This is a genomic window from Geobacillus sp. YF-1 (genome assembly GCF_052692335.1).
The window spans coordinates 2,510,912-2,536,647 of record NZ_CP199850.1 but is presented as its reverse complement, the minus strand read 5'-3'; the positions used below and the strand labels follow the sequence as shown (position 1 = coordinate 2,536,647).

29 protein-coding genes and 1 other annotated feature are annotated in these 25,736 nt (G+C 56.9%); of the genes, 27 read left to right on the top strand and 2 right to left on the bottom strand.

Annotated features, from left to right (window positions below):
* The first annotated feature begins 2 nt into the window (after positions 1–2).
* The 22 genes from ACTVIM_RS12670 to pheA all read left to right on the top strand — a co-directional run bounded on the left by ACTVIM_RS12670 (position 3) and on the right by pheA (position 17,235).
* Positions 3–758: a prepilin peptidase gene (locus ACTVIM_RS12670; protein ID WP_445612792.1), complete on the top strand. Its 756-nt coding sequence runs from the start codon at positions 3–5 to the stop codon at positions 756–758.
* A gap of 29 nt (positions 759–787) precedes the next feature.
* Complete coding sequence (gene pilM / locus ACTVIM_RS12665) at positions 788–1,723, top strand: type IV pilus biogenesis protein PilM (RefSeq protein WP_445612791.1); 936 nt, start codon at positions 788–790, stop codon at positions 1,721–1,723.
* Positions 1,713–2,282 carry a PilN domain-containing protein gene (locus ACTVIM_RS12660; protein WP_033844224.1) on the top strand — a complete coding sequence of 190 codons (570 nt, stop codon included), beginning with the start codon at positions 1,713–1,715 and terminating at the stop codon, positions 2,280–2,282. The genes pilM and ACTVIM_RS12660 overlap by 11 nt, the downstream gene beginning before the upstream one ends.
* Positions 2,279–2,989, top strand: a complete 711-nt coding sequence (locus tag ACTVIM_RS12655; protein WP_033844223.1) for a pilus assembly protein PilO — start codon at positions 2,279–2,281, stop codon at positions 2,987–2,989. Before ACTVIM_RS12660 ends, ACTVIM_RS12655 begins: the two co-directional genes overlap by 4 nt.
* Before the next feature lie 30 nt (positions 2,990–3,019).
* Positions 3,020–3,481 (top strand): type II secretion system protein, encoded by a 462-nt coding sequence (locus tag ACTVIM_RS12650; protein WP_033844222.1) that lies wholly within the window; start codon positions 3,020–3,022, stop codon positions 3,479–3,481.
* A 113-nt stretch (positions 3,482–3,594) separates the two neighbouring features.
* Positions 3,595–4,668: a stage II sporulation protein D gene (locus ACTVIM_RS12645; RefSeq protein WP_445612790.1), complete on the top strand. Its 1,074-nt coding sequence runs from the start codon at positions 3,595–3,597 to the stop codon at positions 4,666–4,668.
* 318 nt (positions 4,669–4,986) lie between these two features.
* On the top strand, positions 4,987–5,568 hold the full coding sequence (locus ACTVIM_RS12640) for a Maf family protein (RefSeq protein ID WP_445612789.1): 582 nt from the start codon (positions 4,987–4,989) through the stop codon (positions 5,566–5,568).
* 253 nt (positions 5,569–5,821) lie between these two features.
* The gene (radC, locus tag ACTVIM_RS12635; protein WP_033020260.1) at positions 5,822–6,502 is read left to right on the top strand and encodes a RadC family protein; all 681 of its coding nucleotides are present in this window, start codon (positions 5,822–5,824) and stop codon (positions 6,500–6,502) included.
* 153 nt (positions 6,503–6,655) lie between these two features.
* The gene (locus tag ACTVIM_RS12630) at positions 6,656–7,678 is read left to right on the top strand and encodes a rod shape-determining protein (protein WP_033020258.1); all 1,023 of its coding nucleotides are present in this window, start codon (positions 6,656–6,658) and stop codon (positions 7,676–7,678) included.
* A 20-nt stretch (positions 7,679–7,698) separates the two neighbouring features.
* Entirely contained in the window at positions 7,699–8,565 is an 867-nt protein-coding gene (gene mreC, locus ACTVIM_RS12625; protein ID WP_445612788.1) for a rod shape-determining protein MreC, read from the top strand.
* Positions 8,562–9,080 carry a rod shape-determining protein MreD gene (mreD, locus tag ACTVIM_RS12620; RefSeq protein ID WP_033020254.1) on the top strand — a complete coding sequence of 173 codons (519 nt, stop codon included), beginning with the start codon at positions 8,562–8,564 and terminating at the stop codon, positions 9,078–9,080. The genes mreC and mreD overlap by 4 nt, the downstream gene beginning before the upstream one ends.
* 80 nt (positions 9,081–9,160) lie before the next feature.
* A complete protein-coding gene (gene minC / locus ACTVIM_RS12615) occupies positions 9,161–9,817 on the top strand; it encodes a septum site-determining protein MinC (RefSeq protein ID WP_269320056.1) in 657 nt (218 codons plus the stop codon).
* Between the two features lie 2 nt (positions 9,818–9,819).
* Complete coding sequence (minD, locus tag ACTVIM_RS12610; protein ID WP_033020252.1) at positions 9,820–10,623, top strand: septum site-determining protein MinD; 804 nt, start codon at positions 9,820–9,822, stop codon at positions 10,621–10,623.
* 162 nt (positions 10,624–10,785) lie between these two features.
* Entirely contained in the window at positions 10,786–11,553 is a 768-nt protein-coding gene (locus ACTVIM_RS12605) for a peptidoglycan DD-metalloendopeptidase family protein (protein WP_445612787.1), read from the top strand.
* On the top strand, positions 11,546–12,409 hold the full coding sequence (locus tag ACTVIM_RS12600; RefSeq protein ID WP_445612786.1) for a M50 family metallopeptidase: 864 nt from the start codon (positions 11,546–11,548) through the stop codon (positions 12,407–12,409). Before ACTVIM_RS12605 ends, ACTVIM_RS12600 begins: the two co-directional genes overlap by 8 nt.
* A gap of 136 nt (positions 12,410–12,545) precedes the next feature.
* Positions 12,546–12,626, top strand: a sequence feature (ribosomal protein L21 leader region).
* Between the two features lie 14 nt (positions 12,627–12,640).
* Positions 12,641–12,949, top strand: coding sequence for a 50S ribosomal protein L21 (gene rplU, locus ACTVIM_RS12595; RefSeq protein WP_033020249.1), 309 nt, complete (start codon positions 12,641–12,643; stop codon positions 12,947–12,949).
* Between the two features lies 1 nt (position 12,950).
* Positions 12,951–13,283, top strand: a complete 333-nt coding sequence (locus ACTVIM_RS12590) for a ribosomal-processing cysteine protease Prp (protein ID WP_033020248.1) — start codon at positions 12,951–12,953, stop codon at positions 13,281–13,283.
* Between the two features lie 15 nt (positions 13,284–13,298).
* On the top strand, positions 13,299–13,589 hold the full coding sequence (gene rpmA, locus ACTVIM_RS12585; protein WP_008881065.1) for a 50S ribosomal protein L27: 291 nt from the start codon (positions 13,299–13,301) through the stop codon (positions 13,587–13,589).
* Between the two features lie 320 nt (positions 13,590–13,909).
* Positions 13,910–14,455, top strand: a complete 546-nt coding sequence (locus ACTVIM_RS12580) for a sporulation initiation phosphotransferase B (RefSeq protein ID WP_033020246.1) — start codon at positions 13,910–13,912, stop codon at positions 14,453–14,455.
* Positions 14,456–14,597: 142 nt separating this feature from the next.
* On the top strand, positions 14,598–15,899 hold the full coding sequence (gene obgE / locus ACTVIM_RS12575; protein ID WP_033020244.1) for a GTPase ObgE: 1,302 nt from the start codon (positions 14,598–14,600) through the stop codon (positions 15,897–15,899).
* A 17-nt stretch (positions 15,900–15,916) separates the two neighbouring features.
* Positions 15,917–16,360 carry an ACT domain-containing protein gene (locus tag ACTVIM_RS12570; RefSeq protein WP_033020242.1) on the top strand — a complete coding sequence of 148 codons (444 nt, stop codon included), beginning with the start codon at positions 15,917–15,919 and terminating at the stop codon, positions 16,358–16,360.
* Between the two features lie 23 nt (positions 16,361–16,383).
* Complete coding sequence (gene pheA, locus ACTVIM_RS12565) at positions 16,384–17,235, top strand: prephenate dehydratase (protein ID WP_033020362.1); 852 nt, start codon at positions 16,384–16,386, stop codon at positions 17,233–17,235.
* Positions 17,236–17,285: 50 nt separating this feature from the next.
* Here the strand turns inward: pheA and ACTVIM_RS12560 are convergent, their stop codons facing one another.
* Positions 17,286–17,825: a transcription repressor NadR gene (locus ACTVIM_RS12560; protein ID WP_445612785.1), complete on the bottom strand. Its 540-nt coding sequence runs from the start codon at positions 17,823–17,825 to the stop codon at positions 17,286–17,288.
* Entirely contained in the window at positions 17,822–18,967 is a 1,146-nt protein-coding gene (locus tag ACTVIM_RS12555) for an IscS subfamily cysteine desulfurase (RefSeq protein WP_445612784.1), read from the bottom strand. Before ACTVIM_RS12555 ends, ACTVIM_RS12560 begins: the two co-directional genes overlap by 4 nt.
* A gap of 100 nt (positions 18,968–19,067) precedes the next feature.
* On the opposite strand from ACTVIM_RS12555, the gene nadB reads away from it, so the two are divergent.
* The 5 genes from nadB to ACTVIM_RS12530 all read left to right on the top strand — a co-directional run bounded on the left by nadB (position 19,068) and on the right by ACTVIM_RS12530 (position 25,724).
* Positions 19,068–20,621, top strand: a complete 1,554-nt coding sequence (gene nadB / locus ACTVIM_RS12550; RefSeq protein WP_445612783.1) for an L-aspartate oxidase — start codon at positions 19,068–19,070, stop codon at positions 20,619–20,621.
* A 31-nt stretch (positions 20,622–20,652) separates the two neighbouring features.
* A complete protein-coding gene (gene nadC / locus ACTVIM_RS12545) occupies positions 20,653–21,483 on the top strand; it encodes a carboxylating nicotinate-nucleotide diphosphorylase (RefSeq protein WP_445612782.1) in 831 nt (276 codons plus the stop codon).
* A 14-nt stretch (positions 21,484–21,497) separates the two neighbouring features.
* On the top strand, positions 21,498–22,601 hold the full coding sequence (nadA, locus tag ACTVIM_RS12540; RefSeq protein WP_445612781.1) for a quinolinate synthase NadA: 1,104 nt from the start codon (positions 21,498–21,500) through the stop codon (positions 22,599–22,601).
* A 632-nt stretch (positions 22,602–23,233) separates the two neighbouring features.
* Positions 23,234–24,799, top strand: coding sequence for a SafA/ExsA family spore coat assembly protein (safA, locus tag ACTVIM_RS12535; protein ID WP_445612780.1), 1,566 nt, complete (start codon positions 23,234–23,236; stop codon positions 24,797–24,799).
* Entirely contained in the window at positions 24,783–25,724 is a 942-nt protein-coding gene (locus ACTVIM_RS12530) for a phosphotransferase (protein WP_445612779.1), read from the top strand. The genes safA and ACTVIM_RS12530 overlap by 17 nt, the downstream gene beginning before the upstream one ends.
* Positions 25,725–25,736 lie beyond the last annotated feature (12 nt).

The window sequence follows — 25,736 nt, the reverse complement described above, 5'->3', positions numbered from 1 at the left end:
GAATGGCAGCCATCGCCTATAGTTTTGTTTTTCTTTACTCCCTCCTCCTCGCCTCGTTCTTCAACGTCGTCGGGCTGCGGGTGCCGGTGGGGGAGTCGATCGTCCGGCCGCGGTCGCATTGCCCGGCGTGCGGGCGGACGCTGTCGGCGAAGGAGCTCATTCCGGTTGTGTCGTACGTTGTGCAGCGCGGGCGCTGCAACGGGTGCGGGGGGCGCATCTCTCCGCTTTACCCGCTGATGGAAGCAGCGACGGCCGCGCTGTTTACGGCCGCCCCGCTGTGGGTCGGCTGGGGCGGGCGGTTGATCGTGGCGTGGACGTTGATCAGCTTGCTGGCTATCATTGTCGTTTCGGATCTTCGCTACATGCTCATTCCCGACCGCGTGCTTTTGGTGTTTGCCGCTTTGTTTGCCGGGGAGCGGCTGTTGATCCCGTTTTTGCCGTGGGTCGATATGCTTCTTGGCGCGGCGGTCGGCTTTTTCCTTTTGTGGCTGATCGCCGTGCTGTCTAACGGCGGAATGGGGGGCGGAGATGTGAAACTGTTTGCGGTGCTAGGGTTGGTGCTCGGGTGGAAAATGGTGGTGCTTGCCTTTTTCTTGGCGACGTGCTACGGCACGGGGATGGGGCTTGTCGGCATGGCGTTCGGCCGAGTGCGGCGCGGCGTGCCGATGCCGTTTGCGCCGGCGATCGCCCTCGGCGCCTTGACGGCGTTTTTCTTTGGCGAGTCGATCGTGCGCGCGTACGTGAGGCTGATCATGTAAAGGACGGTAAGAAAGGAAGCGGACGAACGATGGCGTTATGGCGGAGAACTGCGAAACAGGCGAACATCGTGCTGAAAGATCACGTGATCCGGTATGTGGAAGCGAAACCCGGTCCGTCTCCTGAAGCGAAGCGATGGGGAGAGCGGGCGCTCCCTCCCGGCATCATCCGCGATGGGAAAATTGTCGATGGTGAAGCGTTGGCGATGATTTTGGATGAGTGCGTAGAGGAATGGAAATTGGACGGGCGGCGCATTCGCTTTGTCGTTCCCGATCCGTTCGTTTTGATTCGCACCCTTCCGCTTCCGCCCCGATTGCCCGAAGAGGAGATCCGCAGCTATTTGTTTATGGAGCTCGGGGAATCGATTCCGCTTCCGTTTGCCGATCCGGTGTTTGATTACTTGATCATGGATCGGACCGAAGAAGCGCTGAACGTGTTATTGTTTGCCGCTCCGGAAGAAGCGGTGATGGAATACGCGGCCGTCTTGGAAGATGTCGATTTGCGTCCGGTCGCGGCCGATGTGTCACCGCTTTGCGCCTATCGCCCGTTTTATCACGTTGGACAAGCGGCCGCCTCTGACCATATTTTGCTTGTCCAGTTCGATGAATCGTCTGTCAATTTCAGCGTCTTTCACCGCCATTTGCCGCTGTTTATGCGTCACTTGCCGCTCGAAGCGTCCCAAGGGGAGTCAGCGCCTGGGCTTGTCGACCCGTTCATTGATGTGTATAAGGAAATGGAACGGATGATGAACTTTTATTCGTTTTCCATTCAGCAAGGCGAACAGTCGATCACCCGTCTGTTTCTCGCCGGCGACCATCCGCGGCTTGACGATGTGTTCGCCGCTTTGGTGGAGCAGGTCGACGTCCCGGTGGAGCGGCTTCGCCCTTCGCTCGACCCGCTGCCGGACCGTTTTCATCTTGCCTGGGGATTGGCGCTGAAAGAAGGAAGGATCCACGATGATCGCTGAAATCAATTTATTGCCCCAAAGAGAAACGAAACAGCCGGTTCGCCTCGTTTTGCTCATCGGTTTACTGCTTGTTTTCGCTGTCGCCGCGCTCTTCTATTGGTTCATCGAGCGGGCCGATCAGCGGCAGGCGGCGCTGGAGGCGGAACTGAAGCGGATCAAGGCGGAGCAGGCGGTCCTTGAGGCGAAGCGCCAACAGGAAAGCGAAGCGCAAGAGCGTCAAGAGCTGGCGAAGGCGGTGAAGTGGGCGGAGCGCTATCCGTTGAAATCGGTGCCGTTGCTGCGGGCGCTCACGAAGCAGCTCCCAGAGCGGGGATTTGTCATGAACGTGGCGTATGCGGGGCAGACGAGCATGACGATGACGGTGCAGTTTGACACCCCGGAAGAGGCGGCGTATTACTTGAACCGCCTGCAGGCGCTTCCGCTCGTGCAAAGCGCCAAGCTCGCCAGCGTCACCGTCAGCGGCGAACAAGAGGAGCAGCGAGAACAACAAGTCGTCCCGAGATATATAGCCCAGTATGAACTGCAGCTTCGCCAAGCCGGCAAGGAGGGGAAACGATGATCAGCCGCTTGAACCGATGGCCGCTTCTTGCCGCCGGACTCGTTTTGGCGGTGGCGCTGCTGTCAGCAACAGGGTATGTGTGGCTCATCATGCCGCGGCACGCCGAGCTGGAACAATTAGAAATGACAGTGAAAAGTGAAAAACAGGTGCTCGCCGCCCTCCAAAAAGCAGTGGCTCCTTCGCCGGGGCAAACGGCGGAACGGATCGCCGCGCTGCAAAAAAAGGTTCCTGTCCATCCGTTGACTGACCAGCTGCTGCTTTTGTTTCAAAAAGCCGAATATCTCGCGGACAGCCGGCTGGTGAGCGTGCAATTTTCGGCTGAAGACACAGCCGCTTCGCAGCCAAACGGTAGCGGAACGAGCGAAGGAAACGAGGGAAAGCAATCGGTTTCCCCACCGAGCGGCATCCAGTCCATCACCGCCCAGCTGACGGTGCAATCGCCTTCCTATTACCAGCTCGAACGGTTTTTAGAAGTGCTTGAGAATGCCGACCGCATTTTGGCGGTGGAAGGGCTGACGCTGACCGGTCCGCCGGAGCTGACGTCTACGAGCGATCAGATCGAGCCGTTGACGTATTCGGTGACGATTCGCGCGTTTTATGCGCCAAAGCTTGAGAAATGGAAAAAGCTCGCTCCGATTTATGATGTTCCGCCGCCAAGCGGCAAGGACAATCCGCTGGCCGAAGTCGCCCCAGCGACGCGCCCATAGTTCGGCCGATCGTCCATGGAGGGAATGCCGATGCTCATTCGGATGAAGCGGGGGATGACGCTGATCGAATTGTTGGCCGTGCTCGTCATTGTCGGCATTGTGGCGACGATCGTTGCCGTTGCTGTGCTGACGGTGATCGAAAAGGCGCGCGAACGGGCGTTTGTGTCTGATGCGTACAGTTTGTACGAGGCGGCGCGGCTGTATGTCGGGGCGGAAAAGGTCGAGTTTTTGCCGGCGCGCTCCTCTGCTGTGCTATCTTACCGGGAACTGGTGGAACACGATTTGCTGGAACCGATCAAAGATCCGTTCACCGGCCGCATGCTGGCGCCGGAGGCGAACCCGTCATACGTGCTGGTGATAAAGCGCGACGACGGCGGCATCGATTACGCCGTTTGCTTGAAAGGCGAGACGAAGCAGCTTTGCACGTATGAGGGCCGCGAGCAGCCGATTCCTGTCGAAGCGTTGGCAACGGAAGCGATTCGCGGCCGATGATGTCGGAAAATGAAGAGCAGAAACGGGGACAAGACGACAAATGTCTTGTTCTTTTTTTTTTCGCTTATGGTAAGATAGGCGAAAGAAATCGACGTGCGAAGAGGGACGGTGAAATGATGGACAAGCAGCGCCAAAGTATTACGGTGAGCATTAACGGACAGCCGCAGCCGTTTACCGTCGAGCGTCAGGCAGAAGAATCCCCCCCACAGCCGCAGCGTCGCCAGTCGGAACAGAGGCCAATGACAGAATCGCTCGAAGCTCGACGCCGCGTTCACGGATCGACTGCCGGTGGACAAGCTAAGGAAGAAAACGATCGATGGGATGGTCCGGTGATCGGTTCTGCTTTCCCTGCCGACAGGCTGGAGGCGGCCGCCCTTGAAGCCGATGAAGCGGTTCGCCCCGTTTCTGAGCGGCTTCCATCCAAAAAGGCGACTCGTCCGAGACGGCGGACGCCGTCATTTCTCAAGCCATTGCTCATCGCGGCGGCGCTTGCCGCTTTCGTTGGGATCGCTTTCGGCATGATGGTGCTGCGCATGATTCCGAAAGACAAACCAGAGCCGTCACCCGCCGCTAGGGCGATGGTGGAGCTGACGGCACCCGAACGAGCAACAGGCGCCGCAGGAGGAGACAGTGCGCCGTTTTCCATCGCGGTCATGCAAGCGGGCGTTTATTCAAACGTCGCGGCCGCCAAACGGGCGGCGGAACCGATCCGAGCGGCGGGCGCCCCGGCTGTTGTGGTCGGGCAAAAACCGGCCGCTGTTTATATCGCCGTCGGCGCCGATAAGGAAACGTTGCGGGCGATCAACAACAACTATCGCGAAGCGGTGTCGAGCACGTACGTCAAAGAGCTGGTGTTTTCTGCGGATGCAAACGCGCGCCGTTTAGAGGTTGTCCAAAAGGGGGAGGCTCTGTACAAACAGATGGCGTCCGTCTCCGCCGCTTTGCTTAGCGGCCGGAATGTCAGCAAGGATGATTGGCAGGCGTTGCAAACCGCGTATGATGCGTTCGAAAAAAGCAAAATGGATGACGGCAAAACAGCCACGGACTATATCGAAGCGCTGAAACAGGCGTATGTCGCTCTTGCCGCGTACAAAGAGCAACGCGATGAAGCGCTGTTGGTCAAGGCTCAGCAACAGTTGCTCGAGGCGCTTGCCGCTTATATCGAATGGGTGCCGCTAGGGAGCTAGAGGCCCCGTTTTTTTCTATGGCTGTACCGAAAAAATACCGTCCGATGCAACTATCGAATTTCTCCTCTCCATGCCCCGTCTTTATCACCTGACAACGAGAAGGCTGGTGAAAAACCGCTGTCACACATCAATCATCGCATTTTCATTCAGAAAAGAAGGCTGTTTCTAAGAGGTTTCTCTAATTGAGAAATAGGTGGAGAAGCAGTAGTATTTTGCACGAAATCACCGGCCTCCGAGAGAGAACATTGCCTTTCCCTGCAAAATTTGCTACGATACAAGTGAATCTTCCGAACCGAAACGAAGAAAGGAGAGTGCCCCATGCCCCCTCGGTTCGTACTTGCCTCCCGCTCCCCGCGCCGCAGGCAACTCCTCGAGCTGGCCGGCTGGCCGTTTGACGTCCAAGAAAGCCATGCCGATGAGACGATCCCTCCCGGAACGACCCCTGACGAAGCCGTTCAACTTCTTGCTCGCCGAAAAGCGGAAGCGGTGCGGAAGACCGCGCCTAGGGCGTATGTGCTCGGCGCTGATACGCTCGTTGTGTGTGACGGCCGTTTTTTAGGAAAGCCGCGCACGGCCGAAGAAGCGTTTCATATGCTGCGCCAATTGTCCGGGCGGACGCATGACGTATGGACCGGCGTCGCCATCGCCACCCCGGGCGGGGACATAGTCTCGTTTGCCGAAAAAACGGCAGTGACATTTTGGGAGCTGGAGGACGAGGACATCGCCGCCTACATTGCGACCGGAGAGCCGATGGACAAGGCGGGGGCGTATGGCATCCAAGGCCGCGCCGCCCTGTTTGTCAAACGAATCGAAGGCGATTATTTGACCGTCGTGGGCTTGCCGTTGTCGCGCACGGTCCGGGAACTGCGCCGGCTCGGCTGGCCGCCTTCCGAGGTGTAAACGGCCAGCCGCGCTGCGGTCGGCTGCTCGGCGGCCAGTGGTGGATAACGCGCGTCACAGCAAAGGAGTGGCCGCCTTCGTGGATCCATGACGGACAAAACGCGTCACGAAAAGGGCGCCTTCGTGGATCCATGACGGACAAAACGTGTCATGAAAAGGGCGCCTTCGTGGGCCGATGGCGGACAACGCGCGCCACGAAAAGTTTCTCCCCGCTCGCCGGGGAGCTTGACTATCATTAAAAAGGGGAGATACGATGGCATGGATGATCCGCGATGTGCCGAAAGCCAGTCGCCCGCGTGAACGGCTGCTGTCTTTCGGACCGGAAAGCTTATCCGATCATGAACTGTTAGCGATTTTGCTGCGCACAGGAACGAAGGACGAATCGGTCGTGCAGCTCGCCCAGCGCCTCCTGCGCCATTTCGAAGGGTTGCGCTTGCTCAAAGACGCGACAGCTGAAGAAATGACCAACATCAAAGGAATTGGCCCGACGAAAGCGGCGCAAATTTTGGCGGCGTTGGAGCTCGGGCGCCGCATCCATCAGCCAGGATACGCTGAACGTTATGTCATCCGCTGCCCGGAAGATGGAGCGAAGTATGTGATGGAAGACATGCGTTTTTTATCGCAGGAACATTTTGTTGCTATTTACCTCAACACGAAAAACCAAGTCATCTACCGCAAAACGGTGTTCATCGGCAGTTTAAACGCCTCCATCGTCCATCCGCGCGAAGTGTTTAAAGAGGCGATCAAGCGTTCCGCCGCCTCGGTCATTTGCGTGCACAACCACCCTTCCGGCGATCCGACGCCAAGCCGCGAAGACATCGATGTCACGAAACGGCTCGCGGAGTGCGGCCGCATCATCGGCATCGAGCTCCTCGATCATCTCATCATCGGCGATCAAAAATTCATCAGTTTAAAAGAAAAAGGGTATGTCTAGCGGTTCTCATTTTTTGTCGAATCAGGTATAATATCAACTATGAGTTTTTCCCGAATCGGTTCGGGCGGTGTTGTACAAGTTATAAATGACTGACATCCGACCTATTTTTTCAATAAAAGGATGCATTTCGTTTCGGAAAGGAAGATCGACGATATGTTTGGAATTGGAACGAAAGACCTTGGGATTGATTTAGGAACAGCGAATACGCTTGTTTATGTTAAAGGAAAAGGCATTGTTCTGCGCGAGCCGTCGGTTGTCGCCATTCAGCGCGACACGAAGCAAATCGTCGCCGTCGGCAATGAGGCGAAAAACATGATCGGGCGCACACCGGGCAACATCGTGGCCCTTCGCCCGATGAAAGACGGCGTCATCGCCGATTATGAGACGACGGCGACGATGATGAAATACTATATTCGCAAAGCGATCAAAACGAAAGGACTGTTCGCAAGCAAGCCTTATGTCATGGTATGTGTGCCGTACGGCATCACCGCGGTGGAAGAGCGGGCGGTCATCGATGCGACCCGCCAAGCGGGAGCGCGCGATGCGTATACGATTGAAGAGCCGTTCGCCGCGGCCATCGGCGCCAACTTGCCGGTGTGGGAGCCAACCGGGAGCATGGTGGTCGATATCGGCGGCGGCACGACCGAAGTGGCGGTCATTTCGCTCGGCGGCATCGTGACGAGCCAGTCGATCCGCATCGCCGGCGATGAAATGGATGAGGCGATCATTCAGTATATTCGCAAAACGTACAATTTGATGATCGGTGAGCGGACTGCTGAAGCGATTAAAATGGAAATCGGTTCGGCTGGAAATCCGGAAGGCATTGGCAAAATGGAAATTCGCGGCCGCGACTTATTGACCGGGTTGCCGAAAACGATTGAGATCAGCGCCGAAGAAGTCGCCGAAGCGCTGCGCGACACCGTGTATGCGATCGTTGACTCGGTGAAAAACACGCTCGAAAAAACACCGCCGGAGCTGGCCGCTGACATTATGGACCGCGGCATCGTGCTGACGGGCGGCGGGGCTTTGTTGCGCAATTTGGACAAAGTCATCAGCAAAGAAACGGACATGCCGGTCATTGTGGCCGAAAATCCGCTCGATTGCGTAGCGATCGGCACCGGCAAGGCGCTCGACCATATCGACTTGTTTAAAAACAAGGCGAGAGACCATCGCTGACGGCAAGAAGGTGCTCATCTATGCCACAGTTTTTCGGAAATAAGCGCCTCGTTTTTTTGCTTGTCAGCATCGTCATCCTCGTCATGTTGATCGGCTTTTCGCTGCGCAGCCGTGAGCAGCTCACATGGCCGGAACAATTCGTCAAAGACGCGGTTGGCTTTGTCCAGCTTCTGTTCGGGAAGCCTGCACAGCTTGTGGCGGGCTTCCTTGAAAATGTCAACGATCTTCGCCATACATACGAGGAAAACGAGTTGCTGAAAGCGAGACTGGAGGAATATGCGGCGCTGGAGACGGAAGTCGAGGAGCTGCGCCAGGAAAACGAGCGGCTGCGTGCCTTGCTTGATAAAAAAGAAAGCTTGCGCGACTTTGTTCCGATTCAGGCGACGGTGATCGGACGCAATCCGGATCGGTGGCGAGAGACGATCATCGTGAACAAAGGAGCGCAGCACGGGGTGAAAAAAGATATGGCGGTCATTACCCCGGCCGGACTCGTCGGCAAGGTGCAGCACGCCTCGCAGTTTACCTCAACCGTGCAGCTGTTAAGCGCGCTTGACCAAAACAACCGCATTTCCGCCTATGTCCAAGGCAAGGAAAACGTGTTTGGCTTGATCGAAGGTTATGACGAGAAACGGCGCGAGCTGCTGCTTGGCGAAATTCCGATCGACGCCAAAGTGGAAAAAAAACAAAAAGTGTTGACGTCCGGACTCGGCGGCGTGTTTCCCAAAGGGCTGCCGATCGGCGAAGTAACGGAAATCAAACCAGGCCAGTACGGCTTGACGAAAATCGTCTATGTCAAACCGTTTGCCAATTTGTATGACATTGATGATGTCATCATTGTCAAGCGGACGATCGATGCGGCACTGCAAGAAGAGGAGGAAGCAAAATGAACAAGTGGCAGCTCCCTTTCCTTGCGGTGTTCTGTTTTGTCAGTGAAAGTATCGCCGTTGATGTCTGGCCGAAAGGGGACTGGTACATCCACTATTTTTTTGTTCCTCGGTTTTTTCTTATTTTCCTTGTGCTTACCGCGATGCATTTCGGCGGGACGCGGGCGATGGGATACGGGTTCATCTTCGGGTTTTTGTATGACTGCGTTTATACGGAGCTGCTCGGCGTTTACGCGTTTGCCTATACGCTCCTTGCGTATTTGGCGGGCAAAGCAACGAAATGGCTTCAACCTAACTGGCTCGTGTCGTTTTTGCTGTCGCTGCTCGCCATCGCGCTGCTTGACAGCTATGTGTACGGCATTCAGCTGCTGATCGGGCGGACGGACTGGCCGTTTGCTGTGTTCTGGGAGCGCCGTCTATGGCCGACGCTGCTGTTGAACACCGCCTTTCTGCTCATCGGTTTACCCGTGTTGGAACGGTGGCTGGCCAAAATTCGCCGGCTGGAGCAAGGGGAATAAAAAGAGGAAAAACGGTCCGGCTTGTAGAATTATTCGTTGGGGTGAACGTTGTGGCAAAACAGAAGCAGCAGTACGTGACGATGAAAGGAACGAAAGATGGGCTGACGCTGCATCTGGACGACCGCTGCTCGTACGAGGATTTATTGAAAGAAATCGAGGAGCGGCTCGTCAACCAAGCCGGCGGGATCGCGTCCAACAGCCCGCTTGTCTCCGTTCATCTGAACATGGGGAATCGCTATTTGACGCCTGAGCAGGAGGAGGAGGTGCGCGCGCTCATTCGCCGTTCCAAAAATTTGGTCGTCGAGTCGATCGAAAGCAATGTCGTGTCAAAAGCGGAAGCGAAGGAATGGCTGCGGAAGGCGGAGATTGTGACCGTTTCGCGCATCGTCCGCTCCGGGCAAGTTCTCCACGTTGAGGGGGATTTGCTGCTGATCGGTGACGTGAACCCTGGCGGAATGGTCATCGCCGGGGGCAATATTTTCATTCTCGGCGCCTTGCGCGGCATCGCCCACGCCGGCTATGGCGGAAACAAGGAGGCGGTCATCGCCGCTTCCGTGATGAAGCCGATGCAGCTTGGCATCGGCGATGTCATGAATCGGGCTCCCGATTATAAAACGGACGAAAGAAACGAAATGGAATGCGCTTATATCAATGAACAAAATCAAATTGTTGTCGACCGCCTGCAGCTGCTCATGCATTTGCGGCCGAATTTGACGCGCTTAGAAAGGAGAGTATGACCGTGGGAGAAGCGATCGTCATCACTTCCGGAAAGGGCGGCGTCGGCAAGACGACGACGACCGCGAATCTTGGGACGGCTCTTGCCATTCTCGGCAAGCGAGTGTGTCTGGTGGACACCGATATCGGGCTGCGCAATCTCGATGTCGTGCTTGGGCTTGAGAACCGCATCATTTATGACCTCGTCGACGTCGTCGAAGGACGCTGCACAGTGCAAAAAGCGCTAGTGAAGGACAAGCGGTTCGATAACCACTTGTATTTGCTGCCGGCGGCGCAAACGAGCGACAAATCAGCGGTCACCCCTGAGCAGATGAAGGAGCTCGTTGAACAGCTCAAGCAGGAGTACGACTATGTGCTGATCGACTGCCCGGCCGGCATTGAACAAGGCTACCGCAACGCTGTCGCCGGCGCCGATGAGGCGATCGTCGTTACGACGCCGGAAGTGTCGGCGGTTCGCGATGCCGACCGCATCATCGGGCTGCTCGAAGCTGAGGAGCATGTCAAACCGCCGCGCCTTATCATCAACCGCATTCGCAGCCACATGGTCAAAAACGGCGATATGCTCGATGTCGATGAAATCGTCATGCATCTGTCGATCGAACTGCTCGGCATTATCGCCGACGATGAAAACGTGATCAAGGCGTCCAACCGCGGCGAGCCGATCGTCCTTGACCCGAACAGCAAAGCGTCGATCGCCTACCGCAACATCGCCCGCCGCATTCTCGGCGAGTCGGTGCCGCTGCCGCCGCTGGAGGAAGAAGAAAAAGGACTGTTTTCCAAGATTCGCAAAATATTTAGCCTGAAATAGGGGAAACACCGGGCAATTCCAACGGGAGTTTGCCCTTTTTCTTTTGCCTCGCAGCGGAGCGGGCCGCTTTCGGTTTCGTTCAACCAAAATGCTTGTTCATATTCCAACAGGTTGTCTCATACATTTAGTACAAACGCCGTGAGAAAGGTGGAGGGGGGACGTATGGACCGACGCGTTCGGGAAATGAAAAAGCGGATCGAGAGGCGGCGGAAAGAACGCCAGTATGGGGCGAGGGGGCGAAAGGAGCCGGAGTGGGGCATAGCCGATGAGGAGCGGTACGGGCTGCCGGTCGTGACGTATGATCGCTACTCGTTTGAATCCGGGGGGCGGCCGGTGTTTCAGAAAGAGCGGTTTTTGTTGAAAACGCTCATCGCCGCCTCACTCGTGCTCGTGACGGCGATTTTGTTCAAGCATCCGTCCGCTGCGCTGGAGCCGGCGCGCCAGTTTGTCACGCGGACGATGGAGAAGGAGTTTCAGTTTGCCGCTGTTTCGTCGTGGTATGAAAAGACGTTTGGCGAGCCGCTCGCCTTTTTTGCGCCGAAACAGGAAACGAAGACGAAGGCGCCGCCCTCGTACGCCGTTCCGGCGTCCGGCCGCGTGCTGGAGAGCTTCACGAAAAATGGCCAAGGAGTGATGATCGAAACGGAGCGGCAGGCGAAAGTCGAAGCGATGAAAGAGGGGATTGTGACCTTTGCCGGCGTGAAAGAATCGACCGGAAAAACGGTCATTATTCAGCACGCCGATGGCAGTGAGACATGGTATGGGCATTTGGGCGCCATTGCTGTCAAATTGTACGATTTCGTGGAAACGGGACAGGAGGTCGGCACAGCCGGGGCAAGCAAGACCGATGGACAGAAAGGGCTGTTTTACTTTGCCATTAAGCAAGGCGATCAATTTATTGATCCGATCCAGGTGATTTCCTTTGAATAAGTATATCGAGCTGCTTGGCAAGCTGCACGTTCATCCGCTTTTCTGGCTGATCGCCGGCATGGCGGTGTTGACCGCTCATTTTAAGCAGCTTTGTCTTCTATTTTTCATCGTTCTCGTTCATGAGCTCGGCCATGCGGCCGCGGCGGTGTTTTTCTCGTGGCGGGTGAAGCGGATTTTGCTGCTGCCGTTCGGCGGGGTAGCGGAAGTGGAAGAATACGGGAACCGGCCGTTCCGCGAAGAGTGGATCGTCACGCTCGCCGGCCCGGCCCAGCATCTGTGGCTCATAGCGGCGGCGTTTTTTTTATGGAAGGCCGGCTGGATAGCCGATGAAGGATGGGAGTTGTTTTTCCGCTACAATCTGGCCGTGCTTGGCCTGAACTTGCTGCCGATTTGGCCGCTCGATGGCGGAAAGTTGTTGTTTTTGCTGTTGGCTTACTTCCGTCCGTTCAGCGCCGCCCATCGCCACATGGTGGCCGTCTCCGCTGTCTTGTTGGCCGTTTTTGCCGTTCTGCTGTTCGTCGTTGCGCCCCGCCAGCTTGATTTGTGGACCATCGCCGCCTTTTTGGCGCATGCCATCTGGCAGGAGCAAAAGCAGCATCCTTACGTCGTCATGCGTTTTTTGCTGGAGCGGTATTATGGAAAAAAAGGCGACTACGCAAGGCTGCGGACGATCACGGCTCCCGCCGATGAGCGCATTTCGCACGTGTTGCACCGCTTTTATCGCGGCCAAAAGCACGCCATCGTCGTCGTCCGCAACGGCCGTGAGCGGACGACGCTGGATGAGAATGAGCTGCTGCACGCGTTTTTCTCGGAAAAACAGACCGATGCCCCGCTTGGCGCTCTCATTTATTCATAGCCGAAGCCGCCTGCTAGCCAAGGAGAAAAAGATCACGGTTGACGGACAGCGGTTTCTGTGCTACCATAAATAACGTTGTAGACATTTTGCCCCATCGTCAACGGGCAAAAGAGGGCGGCTGTCGCAAAAAGACGCACCCGCACTACAACCGCTCAGCGCGGGTCGTGAAGCGTTCCGGCACGGAACCGCCTTGACGCTGGCGAGTCTGAGTCGATGAAGGAGGTGCGAGGCATGTACGCAATCATTGAAACTGGCGGCAAACAATTGAAAGTCGAAGAAGGCCAAGAAGTTTACATCGAAAAATTGGATGCAAATGAAGGCGATACGGTGACGTTTGACAAAGTGCTGTTCATCGGCGGGGAAACGGTGAAAATCGGCAACCCGACGGTCGAAGGCGCAACGGTCACGGCGAAAGTGCAAAAGCACGGCCGACAAAAGAAAATCATCGTCTTCAAATATAAAGCGAAAAAGAACTATCGCCGCAAACAAGGCCACCGTCAGCCGTACACGAAAGTCGTCATCGAGAAAATTAACGCGTAACATGATTCGCGTCACGATTGAACGGGAAGCGGACGGCCGCATTCGCGCGTTCACGATGGACGGGCACGCCGAGTTTGCCGAACGCGGCCAAGATATCGTTTGCGCTGGCGCTTCGGCGGTTTCGTTCGGCACGATCAACGCCATCGAGGCGCTTGTTGGCGTAAGCCCGCACGTTTCCCTCGGCCAAGACGGCGGCTATCTTCGCTGTGAGCTTCCGAAGCTGGAAGAAGCAGCGGCGGCAGAAAAAGTGCAGTTATTGTTGGAAGCGATGGTCGTCTCGCTAAAGACGATCGAACGCGACTACGGGAAATTCATCCGCGTGACATCCATTTAGCAGGAGGTGACTGCCATGCTGCGACTCGATTTGCAATTTTTTGCCTCGAAAAAAGGGGTCGGTTCGACGAAAAACGGCCGCGACTCGATCGCGAAACGCCTTGGCGCCAAGCGCGCTGACGGCCAATTCGTCACAGGCGGCTCGATTTTGTACCGCCAGCGCGGAACAAAAGTCCATCCGGGCTTGAACGTCGGCCGCGGCGGTGATGATACGCTGTACGCCAAAATCGACGGCATCGTCCGCTTCGAGCGGCTCGGCCGCGACCGCAAACGCGTCAGCGTCTATCCGGTCAGCCAAGAAGCGTAAGCAAGGCGAAAAAACTCTAACCGTTCGGTTAGGGTTTTTTCTTTTTGAAGCGAAAAAGCGCTCCCGCTCGATGTCAAAAAATGTTATAGTAAAAATACTGAGGTTTATCACCACAACGTGTACTTGACAAATGAGACTTCTTTTCGTGTCACCATGTATGAAAATGGTCGGTTTACTGTTTTTTCTTTACAGAAGGAAGTATGGGATGTTTGGAAACAGTCAAGTTCAACTCTTAGTAAAGAGCCAGTACCGATTCCTTTGCGGGGAGTGCTGGAACTTCGCGCCGGCTAAGGAGCGCGGGATAGATAGGGGAGCGTCGGATGGAGAAGCGATGGACTGTCATTGAAGTGTTGCGCCACGCCCGGCATGACTGGCTGAATAAAATTCAGCTCATTCAAGGGCATTTGGCGCTCAATAAGGTAGAGAGGGTCAAAGAAATCATTGAGGGCATTGTCGTTGAGATGCAGCAAGAGGCGCGGCTGACGAATTTGAAGGCCGAGCGCTTCGCGGAGCTGATCATGACGTACAATTGGGAGCCGCGCCCCGTTTCGCTCGAGTATGAGATTACGGGCGGCGAAGCCGATTTGTCGCCGTATGACGAGCGGTTGAGCGAATGGTGCGAGGCGTTTCTGCGCTTGCTTGAAGCCCAAGCTGATGCGGAAACGGAAAACCATGTATGCGTGTCGGTCGACTTGTCTGACGGGCGGACGGCTTTGTTTGTTGACTACCGCGGTACATGGCGGGACGGCGAAGCGATTCGCGCTTGGCTGGAACGTTGCGAGCCGGCGCCGCCGCTGCGGCTTGTGGCGTTTGCCATCGAGCCGGGGGAACTAACCGTGGAGCTGGAACTGATGTCCAGCTGGTGACATTTGAAAAGGGCGGCTGCATCGCGCTGCGAAAGTGGCTTGGGCGCGGCTATTGACAGCATGAAGCGGACGTTGTATACAATAATACATATTAGGGATACGCAAATGTTTGCGATGATGGAAGCGAAGCGGAGGAACAACGATGTTTGTCGATCAGGTGAAAATTTATGTGAAAGGCGGGGACGGCGGCAACGGCATGGTCGCGTTCCGCCGGGAAAAATACGTCCCGAAAGGCGGGCCGGCCGGCGGGGACGGCGGCAAAGGCGGCGATGTCGTATTGGTCGTTGATGAAGGGCTGCGCACGCTGATGGACTTCCGCTACCAGCGCCATTTTAAAGCGCCGCGTGGTGAGAACGGCATGTCGAAAAATCAGCACGGGAAAAATGCCGAAGACTTGCTCGTCAAAGTGCCGCCCGGCACGGTCGTCATCGACGCCGATACGAACGAAGTGCTCGCCGATTTGACCGAAGCGGGGCAGCGGTTTGTCGTGGCCAAAGGCGGGCGCGGTGGACGCGGCAACACCCGGTTTGCCACCGCCGCCAACCCGGCGCCGGAAATCGCGGAAAACGGCGAACCGGGCGAGGAGCGGAACGTCATTTTGGAATTAAAGCTGCTCGCCGATGTCGGGCTTGTCGGGTTTCCAAGCGTCGGCAAATCGACGCTGCTGTCGGTCGTCTCGGCGGCTCGGCCGAAAATCGCCGAGTATCATTTTACGACGCTCGCCCCGAATTTGGGCGTCGTCGAAACGGAAGACGGCCGCAGCTTTGTCATGGCCGATCTGCCCGGCTTGATCGAAGGCGCTCATCAAGGGGTCGGCTTAGGGCATCAGTTTTTGCGCCATATTGAGCGGACGCGCGTCATCGTTCACGTCATCGACATGGCGGCGGTCGAAGGGCGCGACCCGTACGATGACTACCTCGTCATCAATGAGGAGCTCAGGCAATACAACTTGCGCTTGACCGAGCGGCCGCAAATCGTCGCCGCCAACAAAATGGACATGCCGAACGCTGAAGAAAACTTGCGCCGTTTCAGAGAAAAAGTCGGCGCGGCGGTGCCGGTGTTTCCGATTTCTGCGGCGACAAGGCAAGGGGTGCGCGAGCTGCTGTTTGCCGTCGCCGACTTGCTGGAGGCGACGCCGGAATTTCCGCTGCATGAAACGAACGAGCCGGCCGTGCAGCGGGTCGTGTATAAATATGAAAAGGAAGAGGCGCCGTTTGTCATCACTCGTGACAGCGATGGGGCGTTTCGTTTGTCAGGCGAGAAAATCGAAAAGCTGTTTAAGATGACTGATTTTTCCCGCGAAGAATCGGTGCGCCGCTTCGCCCGTCAACTGCGGGCCATGGGTGTCGATGACGCGCTGCGCGAGCGCGGGGCGAAAGACGGAGACACCGTCCGCTTGCTCGATTACGAGTTCGAGTTCGTCGACGACTGGGATGAACGGTAAAAGCGGGGGAACGTGCGGTGGAGAAAAAGTTTTATTTAGTGCGCGAAGACGTTCTGCCGGAAGCGATGAAAAAAGTCGTGCAAGCCAAACAGCTGCTCGAGCGAAAAAAAGCCGCCTCGGTCGCCGAGGCGGCGCAGCTTGTGAACATCAGCCGCGGCGTCTTTTACAAATACCGCGACGCCATTTTTCCGTTTCAAGCCGTGACGAAAGAAAACATTGTCACCTTGTTCTTTCATTTGGAAGATCGCTCTGGGACTCTTTCCCAATTGCTTGGCGTCGTAGCGGCTGCCGGCTGCAACGTGCTGACGATCCACCAGACAATCCCGTTGCAAGGGCGGGCGAACGTGACGCTCTCCGTCAGCACGAACGAGATGAACGAGGAGATCGATGAACTGCTGGCGAAATTGCGGCAGCTTGAATTTGTCGAAAAAGTGGAAATTGTCGGTTCGGGAGTGTATTAAGGCAAAGGGAGAGGCAAATGGAGATGAAAATTGGCTATTTAGGACCGAAAGCGACATTTACGGAAGCGGCGGCGGCCGCGCTTTTTCCGTCATCGCCGCGGGCGCCGTATGATACGATTCCTGACTGCATCGACGCCGCGGCAGCCGGAGAAATTGAAGCGGCCGTTGTGCCGTTGGAAAACGCGTTGGAAGGGTCGGTCAATTTAACGCTCGACTATTTAATTCATGAACAGCCGTTGCCGATTATCGGCGAGGTCGTCGTGCCGATCGAGCAGCATTTGCTCGTTCACCCGTATTACGCCCCGCATTGGCGCGAAGTGAAAGAAGTGTATTCCCATCCGCACGCCATGGCGCAATGCCGCAAGTTTTTGCATACGGTGCTCAAAGAGGCGAAGCACGTGCACGTCACCTCGACGAGCGCGGCGGCGAGATGGGTGAGCGAGCACCCGCACTTGCCGGCGGCGGCGATCGCCAATCGGCTGGCCGCGGATGAATACGGTCTTGTCATCGCCCAAGAAAACATTCATGATTACGATTCCAATCATACGCGCTTTATCGTTGTCAGCCGGCGCAATGAACCGCTTTCGCTCCGGTCGCCGCTTTACGCCGGCGACAAGACGACCATCGTCGTCATGCTCCCGAAAGACCAGCCCGGCGCTCTTCATCAAGTATTGTCGGCGTTCGCCTGGCGGCGGCTCAATTTGACGAAAATCGAATCGCGCCCGGCGAAAACGGGGCTTGGCAACTATTTTTTTATCATTGACATCGATGCGCCGAAGGATGACGTTCTCATCCCGGGAGCGATGGCGGAAATCGAAGCGCTCGGTTGCACCGTGCAGCTGTTGGGCAGCTATCCGTATTACTTCGTTGGATAAAGGAGCAAAAGGGTGTCCTCGTTCGCGATGGGGACACCCGTTTTGTCGCTTTACGCTTCAATGAGAAAGCCAGCCTGTTTTAAGGCGCGGCAGGCGGCATCAAGCTTTTCGGTCGCATCGGCTTCGATCGTATGCAAATGCGTTCCATCGGTCAGTTGGAGCAAATAAGCCGATTTGGTCGCGTTAATTTTGGCGATGAATTGATCGACCTCGAAGCGGTTGCTGACCATGATGGACGCCGTCAAATCGCCGTACACCGGATGCTCGATTTTGACGTCCTTGACGGTCACTCCGCAATCGACAAGGAGGTATAGCTCTTCTTTCGTCTGTTCTGGCGTATGGAAGCAGGCGATCGTTCGCGTATACGTTTTGGCCGGCGCCGCCGGCTTTAAATACAAATAGCCTTGACTTGTGGCGATAATCGGCTCATTGCGCGCTTTAAGCAAGGAAATGTCTTGAACGATCACCTGACGGCTGACGTTGGTTTTGGCCGCCAATTCCGCCCCGGTGAGCGGCGTTGTGCTCTCTTTGAGCCATTGCAAAATAAGTTGGCGCCGCGCTTCCCCGAAAACTTTCTTGTCCTCTTTCACCCTTGGTTCGCCCCCTTTCCTGCTGAGACTAGCCGTTCCAAGACGGAAACGAAGCGGTCAATGTCCGCTTCCGTTGTGGCGGTGCCGAAGGAAACGCGAATGAACTGCCTTGCTTCTTCCGGTGTTTTTCCGACGGCTATCATCGTCCGCGATGGCGCTTGCAATCCTACTTGGCAGGCGCTGCCGGTCGAAATGGCAATCCCGGCGCGATTGCATTCCAACATGACAAACTGGCCTTCCAAGCCGTTGACCGATAACCCGACGATATGGGCGAGCCGAGCGTCGCGATGGCCTTCGACCGCCACCGGCAGCCGTTTGGCGGCGATGGCGTCCAGAAGGCGGCTCCGCAGCTGTTCGAAACGGAGTTGCTCGCTTTCCATCCGCTCATAAAGGCGTTTTGCCGCTGTCAGGAACGCGGCGATGCCCGGCACATTGACCGTTCCCGGACGAAACCCTGATTCGTGCGTCGCCCCTGGGAAGACGGGCTTCCAGTGGCGGCGCGGGTCGATGTAGACAGCGCCGACGCCTTTGGGGCCGTACACTTTATGCGCGGAAACCGAGAGGCTGTCGATCGCCATCGCTTTGACATCTAGCTGTATTTTAGCAAAAGTTTGCACACAGTCGCTATGAAAAAGGACGCCGCGCGCCCGCAGGAGACGGCCGATGTCGGCGAGCGGCTGGATCGTGCCGATTTCCGAGTTGGCGTGCTGGATGGAAGCGAGGATGGTCTCTGGCGTCACGGCCCGCTCCAAATCGGTGAGGCGAATGCGCCCATAGCGGTCCACTGGCAAGTACGTCACCTTGTATCCTTCCGCTTCCAACTGCTTGAATAAATGGTGCAGCGAGGCGTGTTCGATCTCAGTCGTAATCAAATGGGTTCCCTTCCGGCGGTGGGCGGCGATGAGCGAACGGACGGCCAGCACGTTCGCTTCCGTCCCGCCGCTAGTAAAGTACACCCCTTCCGCCTCGCCGTTGATCATAAGGGCGAGCTCGCGCCGGCATAACGTGAGCAGCTTCCGTGCGGTAGTGCCGGCGTCGTGGAGGCTGCTTTCATTGCCAAAATAAACGGTTGCTGCTTCCGCATAAGCGGCGACGGCTTCCTTGCACATCGGCGTCGTTGCGGCATAATCCAAATAAATCATCGTTCTCCCGCCTTTTCTTTTTTGAACAAATATCTTGCCATTAGTTTAAATATGTGTAAATATAGATGTCAAGACAGTTAAAAAGAAAGGGGGCTGCAAGGTGAAAGAAGCCGGCATAATCATTGTTGGCAGCGGATTGGCGGCTTTAACCGCAGCCTACGGTTTACAACGGCAAAGAAATGTGACCATTTTCACAAAAAAAGGGCTGACCGACAGCAATTCATGGCGGGCGCAAGGGGGAGTGGCGGCGGCGCTGGCGGAAGCGGATGACTGGCGCGCCCATCTCCGCGATACGATGGCGGCTGGCCGCTTTCATAATGATGAACGCATGGTCGAGCTCCTTGTCCGCGAGGGGCCGCAGCGGCTGCAAGCTTGGATCAGCGCCGGGCTGGAGTTTGACCGCGATGAATCTGGCCGGCTTTGTTTCGGTCTAGAGGGCGGACATAGCCATCGCCGCATTTTGCATGCCGGCGGCGATCGAACCGGGCGGGCGCTCGTGGAGTTTTTGCGGCGGCAAGTGGACGCGCGGATCGTGGAAGGTGAACAAGTCATTGACTTGGTGATCGAAAACGGCCGCTGCGTCGGCGTGAAAACAAAGCGAAGCGACGGTGTCGTTTCGGCTTGGGCAGCGGAGGCGGTCATTGTGGCGACCGGCGGCTGCGCCGGGTTGTACGCGTTGACGTCGAACGCTCCGACCGCGGTCGGGGACGGCATCGCGATGGCGTATCGGGCCGGCGCCGCGGTCGCGGACATGGAGTTCGTCCAGTTTCATCCGACGATGCTGGCGGTCGATGGAAAAGCGGTCGGGCTCATTTCTGAAGCGGTGCGCGGCGAAGGAGCGGTGCTGGAAACGGAAGATGGGCGCCGGCTGATGGAGGGTGTTCATCCGCTTGGCGATTTAGCCCCGCGCGATGTCGTCGCCCGCGCCATTGCGGCCGAGCTCGATCGGGGCGGCCGCGTGGTACTCAACATTGCTGCTGTTTCCAATTTCCGCCGCCGCTTTCCGACGATTGCCGCGCTGTGCGATGCCCATGGCGTCCGCCTTGAAGACGGCCGTCTGCCGGTCGTTCCGGGCGCCCATTTTTTGATGGGCGGTATCGTGGTCAATGAGTGGGGACAGACGACGGTGCCGGGCTTGTACGCTGTTGGGGAAGCCGCCTGCACCGGCGTGCATGGCGCCAACCGCCTAGCGAGCAACTCGCTGTTGGAAGCGATCGTCTTTGGCAATCGGGTGGCGCAGGCCATCCGGCGCGGCATTGCTTGGCCTGAAGCGATGCGCCAAGCGGTGCGGCGGCCCGACCGCCGGCGTCCGTTTGCCCCGTCGCTACCGGAGCGGACGCGCCTTTGCGAGCGGCTGTCGACAGAGGTTGGCATCGTTCGCGATGGCGAGCGGCTGCGCGCCGCCGTAGGCTGGTTGGAACAGTTTTCGTTGTCCGATTGGTTAGATGGCGACATCGAACAGTTGACGGCCGAGCAGATTGAAACAGGGTATATGCTGCTTGCCGGCTGGCTTGTGGCCTCATCCGCGCTGCGCCGCCGGGAAAGCCGCGGCAGCCATTACCGGAGCGATGTGCCGTACGAAGACCGTGCTTGGCAGGGGCGGCGCCTCGTGCGGACCCGTGAGGAATGGGCGTGGCAAGCGGCCGGACGGTAGGCGAAAAAAGACAACGAAGGAAGGATGAACGATGAACCGATTGAAACTCGAACAGCTGCTGCGGCACTTTTTTCTTGAGGATATGGGCGATGGCGATTTGACGAGCGATCTTCTCTTTCCAGACCATGAACGGGCCGCCGGCGTGTTTACAGCGAAAGCGGCCGGCGTTTTGGCCGGGGTTGACATCATTTCTGCCGGTTATCGGCTACTCGATCCGCAAATTGACGTATCGGTGATCAAAAGAGACGGTGAACGGGTTTCCGCCGGCGAACCGATCGCCTCAGTTGCTGGACCGGTGCGGTCGCTGTTATCCGGGGAGCGGGTCATTTTAAATCTGCTCCAGCGCCTAAGCGGCATCGCGACGGTGACGCGGCAGGCGGTCGATCGCCTCGGGGATAGCCGCACCCGCATTTGTGACACAAGAAAAACAACGCCGGGGCTGCGCATGCTGGAAAAATACGCGGTCACTTGCGGCGGCGGCTACAACCACCGCTTCGGCTTGTATGACGGCGTGATGATTAAAGACAATCATATCGCGTTTTATGGGTCGATTGCCGCCGCGGTGAAAACGGTGCGGGAGCGGCTTGGCCATATGGTGAAAATCGAAGTGGAAACGGAGACGGAAGCGGAAGTGCTTGAGGCGGTCGCGGCGGGGGCGGATGTGATCATGTTTGACAATCGAACGCCTGAGGAAGTGAAAACGTTTGTTCCGCTCGTGCCAAAGCCGATCGTCACCGAAGCATCCGGCGGCATTACACTCGCCAACGTCACGGCGTATGGCGCAACCGGAGTCGATTATATTTCCCTCGGTTTTTTGACCCACTCCGCCGCGGCGCTCGATATTAGTTTTTCTTTGCAATAATGGGGGGAGAATGGATGAACGTACTCGAACAGTTGAAACGTATGGATGAAATGCCGGAAAAATACAAAATGATGGAAAAGGATGAGCTGGAAGCGCGCGCTCGCGCCGTCAAAGAACGCCTTGGTCGGCGCTTGTTCATTCCGGGCCATCATTATCAAAAAGATGAAGTGATTCAATTCGCCGATGCCACCGGTGATTCGCTTCAGCTTGCAAGGCTCGCGGCGAAAAACAGCGAGGCCGATTACATCGTGTTTTGCGGCGTCCATTTCATGGCGGAAACGGCCGATATGTTAACGAGCGCGGCGCAGGCGGTCATTTTGCCGGATTTGCGCGCCGGCTGTTCCATGGCCGACATGGCCGATCTGTTTCAAGTCGAGCGGGCCTGGGCAGCGCTAAACGAGCGCTTGGGCGAAACGATCGTTCCGCTTGTATACGTTAACTCGACGGCGGCCATTAAAGCGTTTGTCGGCCGGCATGGCGGGGCGACCGTCACCTCATCGAACGCCAAACGCATGATGGAGTGGGCGTTTTCCCAAAAAGAGAGGGTTTTCTTTTTGCCTGATCAACATTTGGGAAGAAATACGGCGTATGCGCTCGGAATCGGCCTGGATGAGATGGCGGTCTGGGATCCGCACGAAGAGACGCTGCAATGCACCGGTGCGCTGGAGCGCGTGAAGGTCATTCTTTGGAAAGGGCATTGCTCGGTTCATGAAAATTTCACGGTCGAGCAAATCGCGTTCATTCGCCGCACGAAGCCGGACATGAAAATCATCGTTCACCCGGAGTGCCGCTTTGAAGTCGTTCAGCAGGCCGATGATGCCGGCTCCACGAAATACATTATTGACACGATTCGGAACGCTCCACCCGGAAGCCAATGGGCGATCGGCACGGAAATGAACTTGGTCAACCGGTTGAAACAAGAGCATCCGGACAAGGAAATCGTTTCCCTCAACCCCTATATGTGCCCGTGTTTGACGATGAACCGCATCGACTTGCCGCATTTCGTGTGGGCGCTCGAATCGCTCGAACAAGGAACGATCGTCAACCGGATCACCGTTCCTGAACATGTCGCTTTTGAGGCGAAAACAGCGCTGCAGCGGATGCTGGCGCTTGCCTAGGGGGCTGGTGAAAATCACCAGCTTCATTCGACTTGTCGGAAATTACAAGAAATAAAATGATGGTGTTGCAAGTTTTTTCAATTCGATAAACAATGTTGGATAGCAGTATTTCCCCTTAAATCACCGGCCTTCTAGAAGGTCGGTGAAAAACGGTTGTTTCTTTTGAGCAACGGGGCATCGTTTGAAAGGTAATCGTGATGCGACAAGGCTTTTCGATTTGAGAAACGGTCTTGATAAGCGGCTTGCCCCCTTAAATCACCAGCCTCCTAGAAGGCTGGTGATTTCGTGCAAAATATGCTGATTCGATCTCTTTTCAATTAGAGAAACCTTGGGAGATTTTCACGATAAGGCAACAGAAACAGCTGGTACGTTTATAGCAACGGGAGGGGCCCAGTCCGTTTGCGACGACGTACGAGGCATGGGGCGCGAAAACCAGCAAGAAAGAGGTGCCTGTCCGATTGCGACGAAGCATCTTTCGCTTTCCCTAGCTGAACGGGAGCTTTTCCGTTCGGCTAGGGATTTTTTTATCATAAATCGTTCATTCCGCTCATACATTGTGTTGAAAGACACTAGCCGGAAACAAGCAATGGTTCGAGCGAGCACCGACAGTCTCGGTTTAGGAGGGGAACGGAGTGAAAATCCATATTGTTCAGAAGGGAGACACCCTTTGGAAAATCGCTCAAAAATATGGAGTCGATTTTGAACAATTGAAAAAAATAAATGGCCACCTAAGCGATCCGAATCTCATCATGCCTGGTATGAAAATCAAAGTGCCAACGGCCGGCGTTCCGGTCAAAAAAGGGGCGAAGACGACGGCGCCGCCCAAAAAAATCGAGGTGAAAGAACACCCGTACACCGAAGCGAAACCGTTTGTTTCCATTGACCTTGAAGCGGAATTCGGCTCGGCCCCCAACGCCGCTATTGGAGAAGCGCCAGCCGCCAATCAAACGCCGGCCGCAGCGAACCCGACAAACAACATGTCAGTGGCGCCGAAACCGGCCAATGAAATGCCGCCTGCACCAAAAGCGGCAAACGAAACGCCAGCTCCGGCGAAAGCGGCGAACAACACGTCAGCCGCGCCAAAAATGGCGAACGAACTGCCGACTGCCCCGAAAGCGGCGAACAACACGCCAGCCGCGCCAAAAATGGCGAACAACACGCCAGCCGCCCCGGTTGACAAAGCAAAACAAGCGGCCAACGAAGCGAACGCCGGAGCGAAAACAGGATCCGGCATGCCGATCGGCCAAGCACCGAATGCGAAGGCAAATCAAGCGGCGGCCGCTCCCGTTAATAAGCTCCCCAACGTTCCGGTGAACGAAGCGCCCGCGGCCGTCAACGAAGCGCCGGCGCCGAAGCAAGCGGACAAAGCGGCCAATCCCGCCGCGGCGGAACCGGTCGAGGAGAAAAAAGAAACAGCGAAAGCCGAGGCAAAGGCCTCTGCGCCTCCGCTCGTGCACACCATTCCTCCGGTGACGCCGCCGCCTCCTCTTTCGTTTGCCCAGTCTTGGGCTGCGGCGCCGCCGCTCCCGCCGAAGCCGAGCAACATTTTGCCGGACGTCATGAAAGAGGAGAACGGCGAAAGCCCGAACGAATGGAAGGCGGAAGAAAGCGATGAGGCGCCGCCGCTGCCCCATCTTCCTAACGCTCCGTTCGTTCCGCCGACGTTTGGAGCGAATCAAGGATACGTGTCGACAGTTCCGGTCTGGCCGGGAGCGGGATATTACGCCCCGCCGCTGCCGACAGCGCCGCCTATTCCACATTCATCGCCGGCCGCTGCCGACAGCCCGGAAAGCAGTTCGGCGCCGTTTCCTGGAATTCAAGAAAGCAGCGATGAATCGGCAGCTCTGCCGCCGGTCGGGCACGGTGCCCCTCCATTCCCCTCGCCGATCGGCGCCGGTTACGTTCATCCTGCCCCGATGGCGCCCGTTTATGGCGCACCGGCAACGTACGCGCCGCCGTCCGGCTATCCGCCATTGGGCTATATGCCCATTTATGCGCCGGCGCCGTATTACGGAGGATACATTCCGTCCGCTCCGTATGGGTATCTGCCGCCAACTGCGCCTGTGCTTCAGTGGCCTGGAGGTGGTTACCCGGCCAACCCGCCTGGATCGGCGCCGCCGTTTTGGCCTGCGGAGGCTGGCCCGCGTTTGTTTGGCGAGCCGCCGGATGAGGAGAGCGAACATGGCGATAACGAATAACGGAATGGAAAGAGACGCTGCCCGCCGTCTCTTTTTTCTTCTTGAGCGCCGCTTCCGTCTTGACATTCAGCAGGCGGTGGCATTGAAACCGCACGTGATCGCCATCGCCGCCCGGCAAGGGATGTGGGTCGCCAAAGCGTATCGTTCGTTTGCGGCCGCTTGGCGGCAAGCATGGCTGCTTTCGGCTTTGCGGCGCGCCGGGTTTTTGGCCGCTCCCGCTCTCGCGCCGATCGGCTGCGGAGGCGTGGTGGAAGCGGGCGGGAGCTATTGGCTGCTGATGGAGTACGTAAAGGACGGGCGCCCGCTTTCGCTCGCCGATGGACGCGCTGCCGCCGCCGGCCTCTCTCTTTTGCGGCGCTACCATGCGGCGACTGCGTTCATTGTTCGGACGGAGCGAGCGGCCGGCGCCCTGCCGCGCCTGCATCTGTATGAAAAATGGCGCCGCCGCTATGATGAGTTTTGTCGCCACTTGCCGCTCATTGAAACCATCATGGAAAAGGAAGACATTTTGTTTGTGCAGCGCTGGGCGCGCGATTGTTTGGCAACGTGCGCCGAGCATGCCGCCGAGTTGGCGGCGGAGCCGGTGGCGATCATTCACGGCGATGTCGCTCCGCATAATTTTTTGTGTTCTGCCGGCCATTTATGGCTCATTGACTATGATGCCGCCGCCATGGCTTCGCCCGGGCTGGATTATTGGCAATATGCCAACCGCTTGTTGCCGCACATCGGCTGGTCGTACTCAGCGCTCGCTCGTTTCGCTCCGCTCCGCCAATGGCTGGAAAAGCGCTGGTTTTTGCATGCCCTCCTTTTCCCGGCTGACATCTTTCGGGAGTGGCGGCCGGCCGTCGAACGCCGTCGCCGCTTGGCGATCGACAGGGAAAAGCGGGAGCGGTTTGTCCGCCGCCTGTGCGCTATGCTAGAATAAAACATGTGGAAT

What these genes read in the sequence shown, in the direction of transcription:
- pilM (WP_445612791.1), top strand. Translation starts at nt 788, where the DNA reads ATGGCGTTATGGCGGAGAACTGCGAAACAGGCGAACATCGTGCTGAAA.
- obgE (WP_033020244.1), top strand. Translation starts at nt 14,598, where the DNA reads ATGTTTGTCGATCAGGTGAAAATTTATGTGAAAGGCGGGGACGGCGGC.
- radC (WP_033020260.1), top strand. Translation starts at nt 5,822, where the DNA reads ATGGCATGGATGATCCGCGATGTGCCGAAAGCCAGTCGCCCGCGTGAA.
- mreC (WP_445612788.1), top strand. Translation starts at nt 7,699, where the DNA reads ATGCCACAGTTTTTCGGAAATAAGCGCCTCGTTTTTTTGCTTGTCAGC.
- ACTVIM_RS12580 (WP_033020246.1), top strand. Translation starts at nt 13,910, where the DNA reads ATGGAGAAGCGATGGACTGTCATTGAAGTGTTGCGCCACGCCCGGCAT.
- ACTVIM_RS12655 (WP_033844223.1), top strand. Translation starts at nt 2,279, where the DNA reads ATGATCAGCCGCTTGAACCGATGGCCGCTTCTTGCCGCCGGACTCGTT.
- ACTVIM_RS12590 (WP_033020248.1), top strand. Translation starts at nt 12,951, where the DNA reads ATGATTCGCGTCACGATTGAACGGGAAGCGGACGGCCGCATTCGCGCG.
- ACTVIM_RS12660 (WP_033844224.1), top strand. Translation starts at nt 1,713, where the DNA reads ATGATCGCTGAAATCAATTTATTGCCCCAAAGAGAAACGAAACAGCCG.
- ACTVIM_RS12605 (WP_445612787.1), top strand. Translation starts at nt 10,786, where the DNA reads ATGGACCGACGCGTTCGGGAAATGAAAAAGCGGATCGAGAGGCGGCGG.
- ACTVIM_RS12640 (WP_445612789.1), top strand. Translation starts at nt 4,987, where the DNA reads ATGCCCCCTCGGTTCGTACTTGCCTCCCGCTCCCCGCGCCGCAGGCAA.
- minC (WP_269320056.1), top strand. Translation starts at nt 9,161, where the DNA reads ATGAAAGGAACGAAAGATGGGCTGACGCTGCATCTGGACGACCGCTGC.
- ACTVIM_RS12645 (WP_445612790.1), top strand. Translation starts at nt 3,595, where the DNA reads ATGATGGACAAGCAGCGCCAAAGTATTACGGTGAGCATTAACGGACAG.
- pheA (WP_033020362.1), top strand. Translation starts at nt 16,384, where the DNA reads ATGAAAATTGGCTATTTAGGACCGAAAGCGACATTTACGGAAGCGGCG.
- ACTVIM_RS12630 (WP_033020258.1), top strand. Translation starts at nt 6,656, where the DNA reads ATGTTTGGAATTGGAACGAAAGACCTTGGGATTGATTTAGGAACAGCG.
- mreD (WP_033020254.1), top strand. Translation starts at nt 8,562, where the DNA reads ATGAACAAGTGGCAGCTCCCTTTCCTTGCGGTGTTCTGTTTTGTCAGT.
- rpmA (WP_008881065.1), top strand. Translation starts at nt 13,299, where the DNA reads ATGCTGCGACTCGATTTGCAATTTTTTGCCTCGAAAAAAGGGGTCGGT.
- rplU (WP_033020249.1), top strand. Translation starts at nt 12,641, where the DNA reads ATGTACGCAATCATTGAAACTGGCGGCAAACAATTGAAAGTCGAAGAA.
- ACTVIM_RS12670 (WP_445612792.1), top strand. Translation starts at nt 3, where the DNA reads ATGGCAGCCATCGCCTATAGTTTTGTTTTTCTTTACTCCCTCCTCCTC.
- nadC (WP_445612782.1), top strand. Translation starts at nt 20,653, where the DNA reads ATGAACCGATTGAAACTCGAACAGCTGCTGCGGCACTTTTTTCTTGAG.
- ACTVIM_RS12530 (WP_445612779.1), top strand. Translation starts at nt 24,783, where the DNA reads ATGGCGATAACGAATAACGGAATGGAAAGAGACGCTGCCCGCCGTCTC.
- ACTVIM_RS12650 (WP_033844222.1), top strand. Translation starts at nt 3,020, where the DNA reads ATGCTCATTCGGATGAAGCGGGGGATGACGCTGATCGAATTGTTGGCC.
- nadA (WP_445612781.1), top strand. Translation starts at nt 21,498, where the DNA reads ATGAACGTACTCGAACAGTTGAAACGTATGGATGAAATGCCGGAAAAA.
- ACTVIM_RS12555 (WP_445612784.1), bottom strand. Translation starts at nt 18,967, where the DNA reads ATGATTTATTTGGATTATGCCGCAACGACGCCGATGTGCAAGGAAGCC.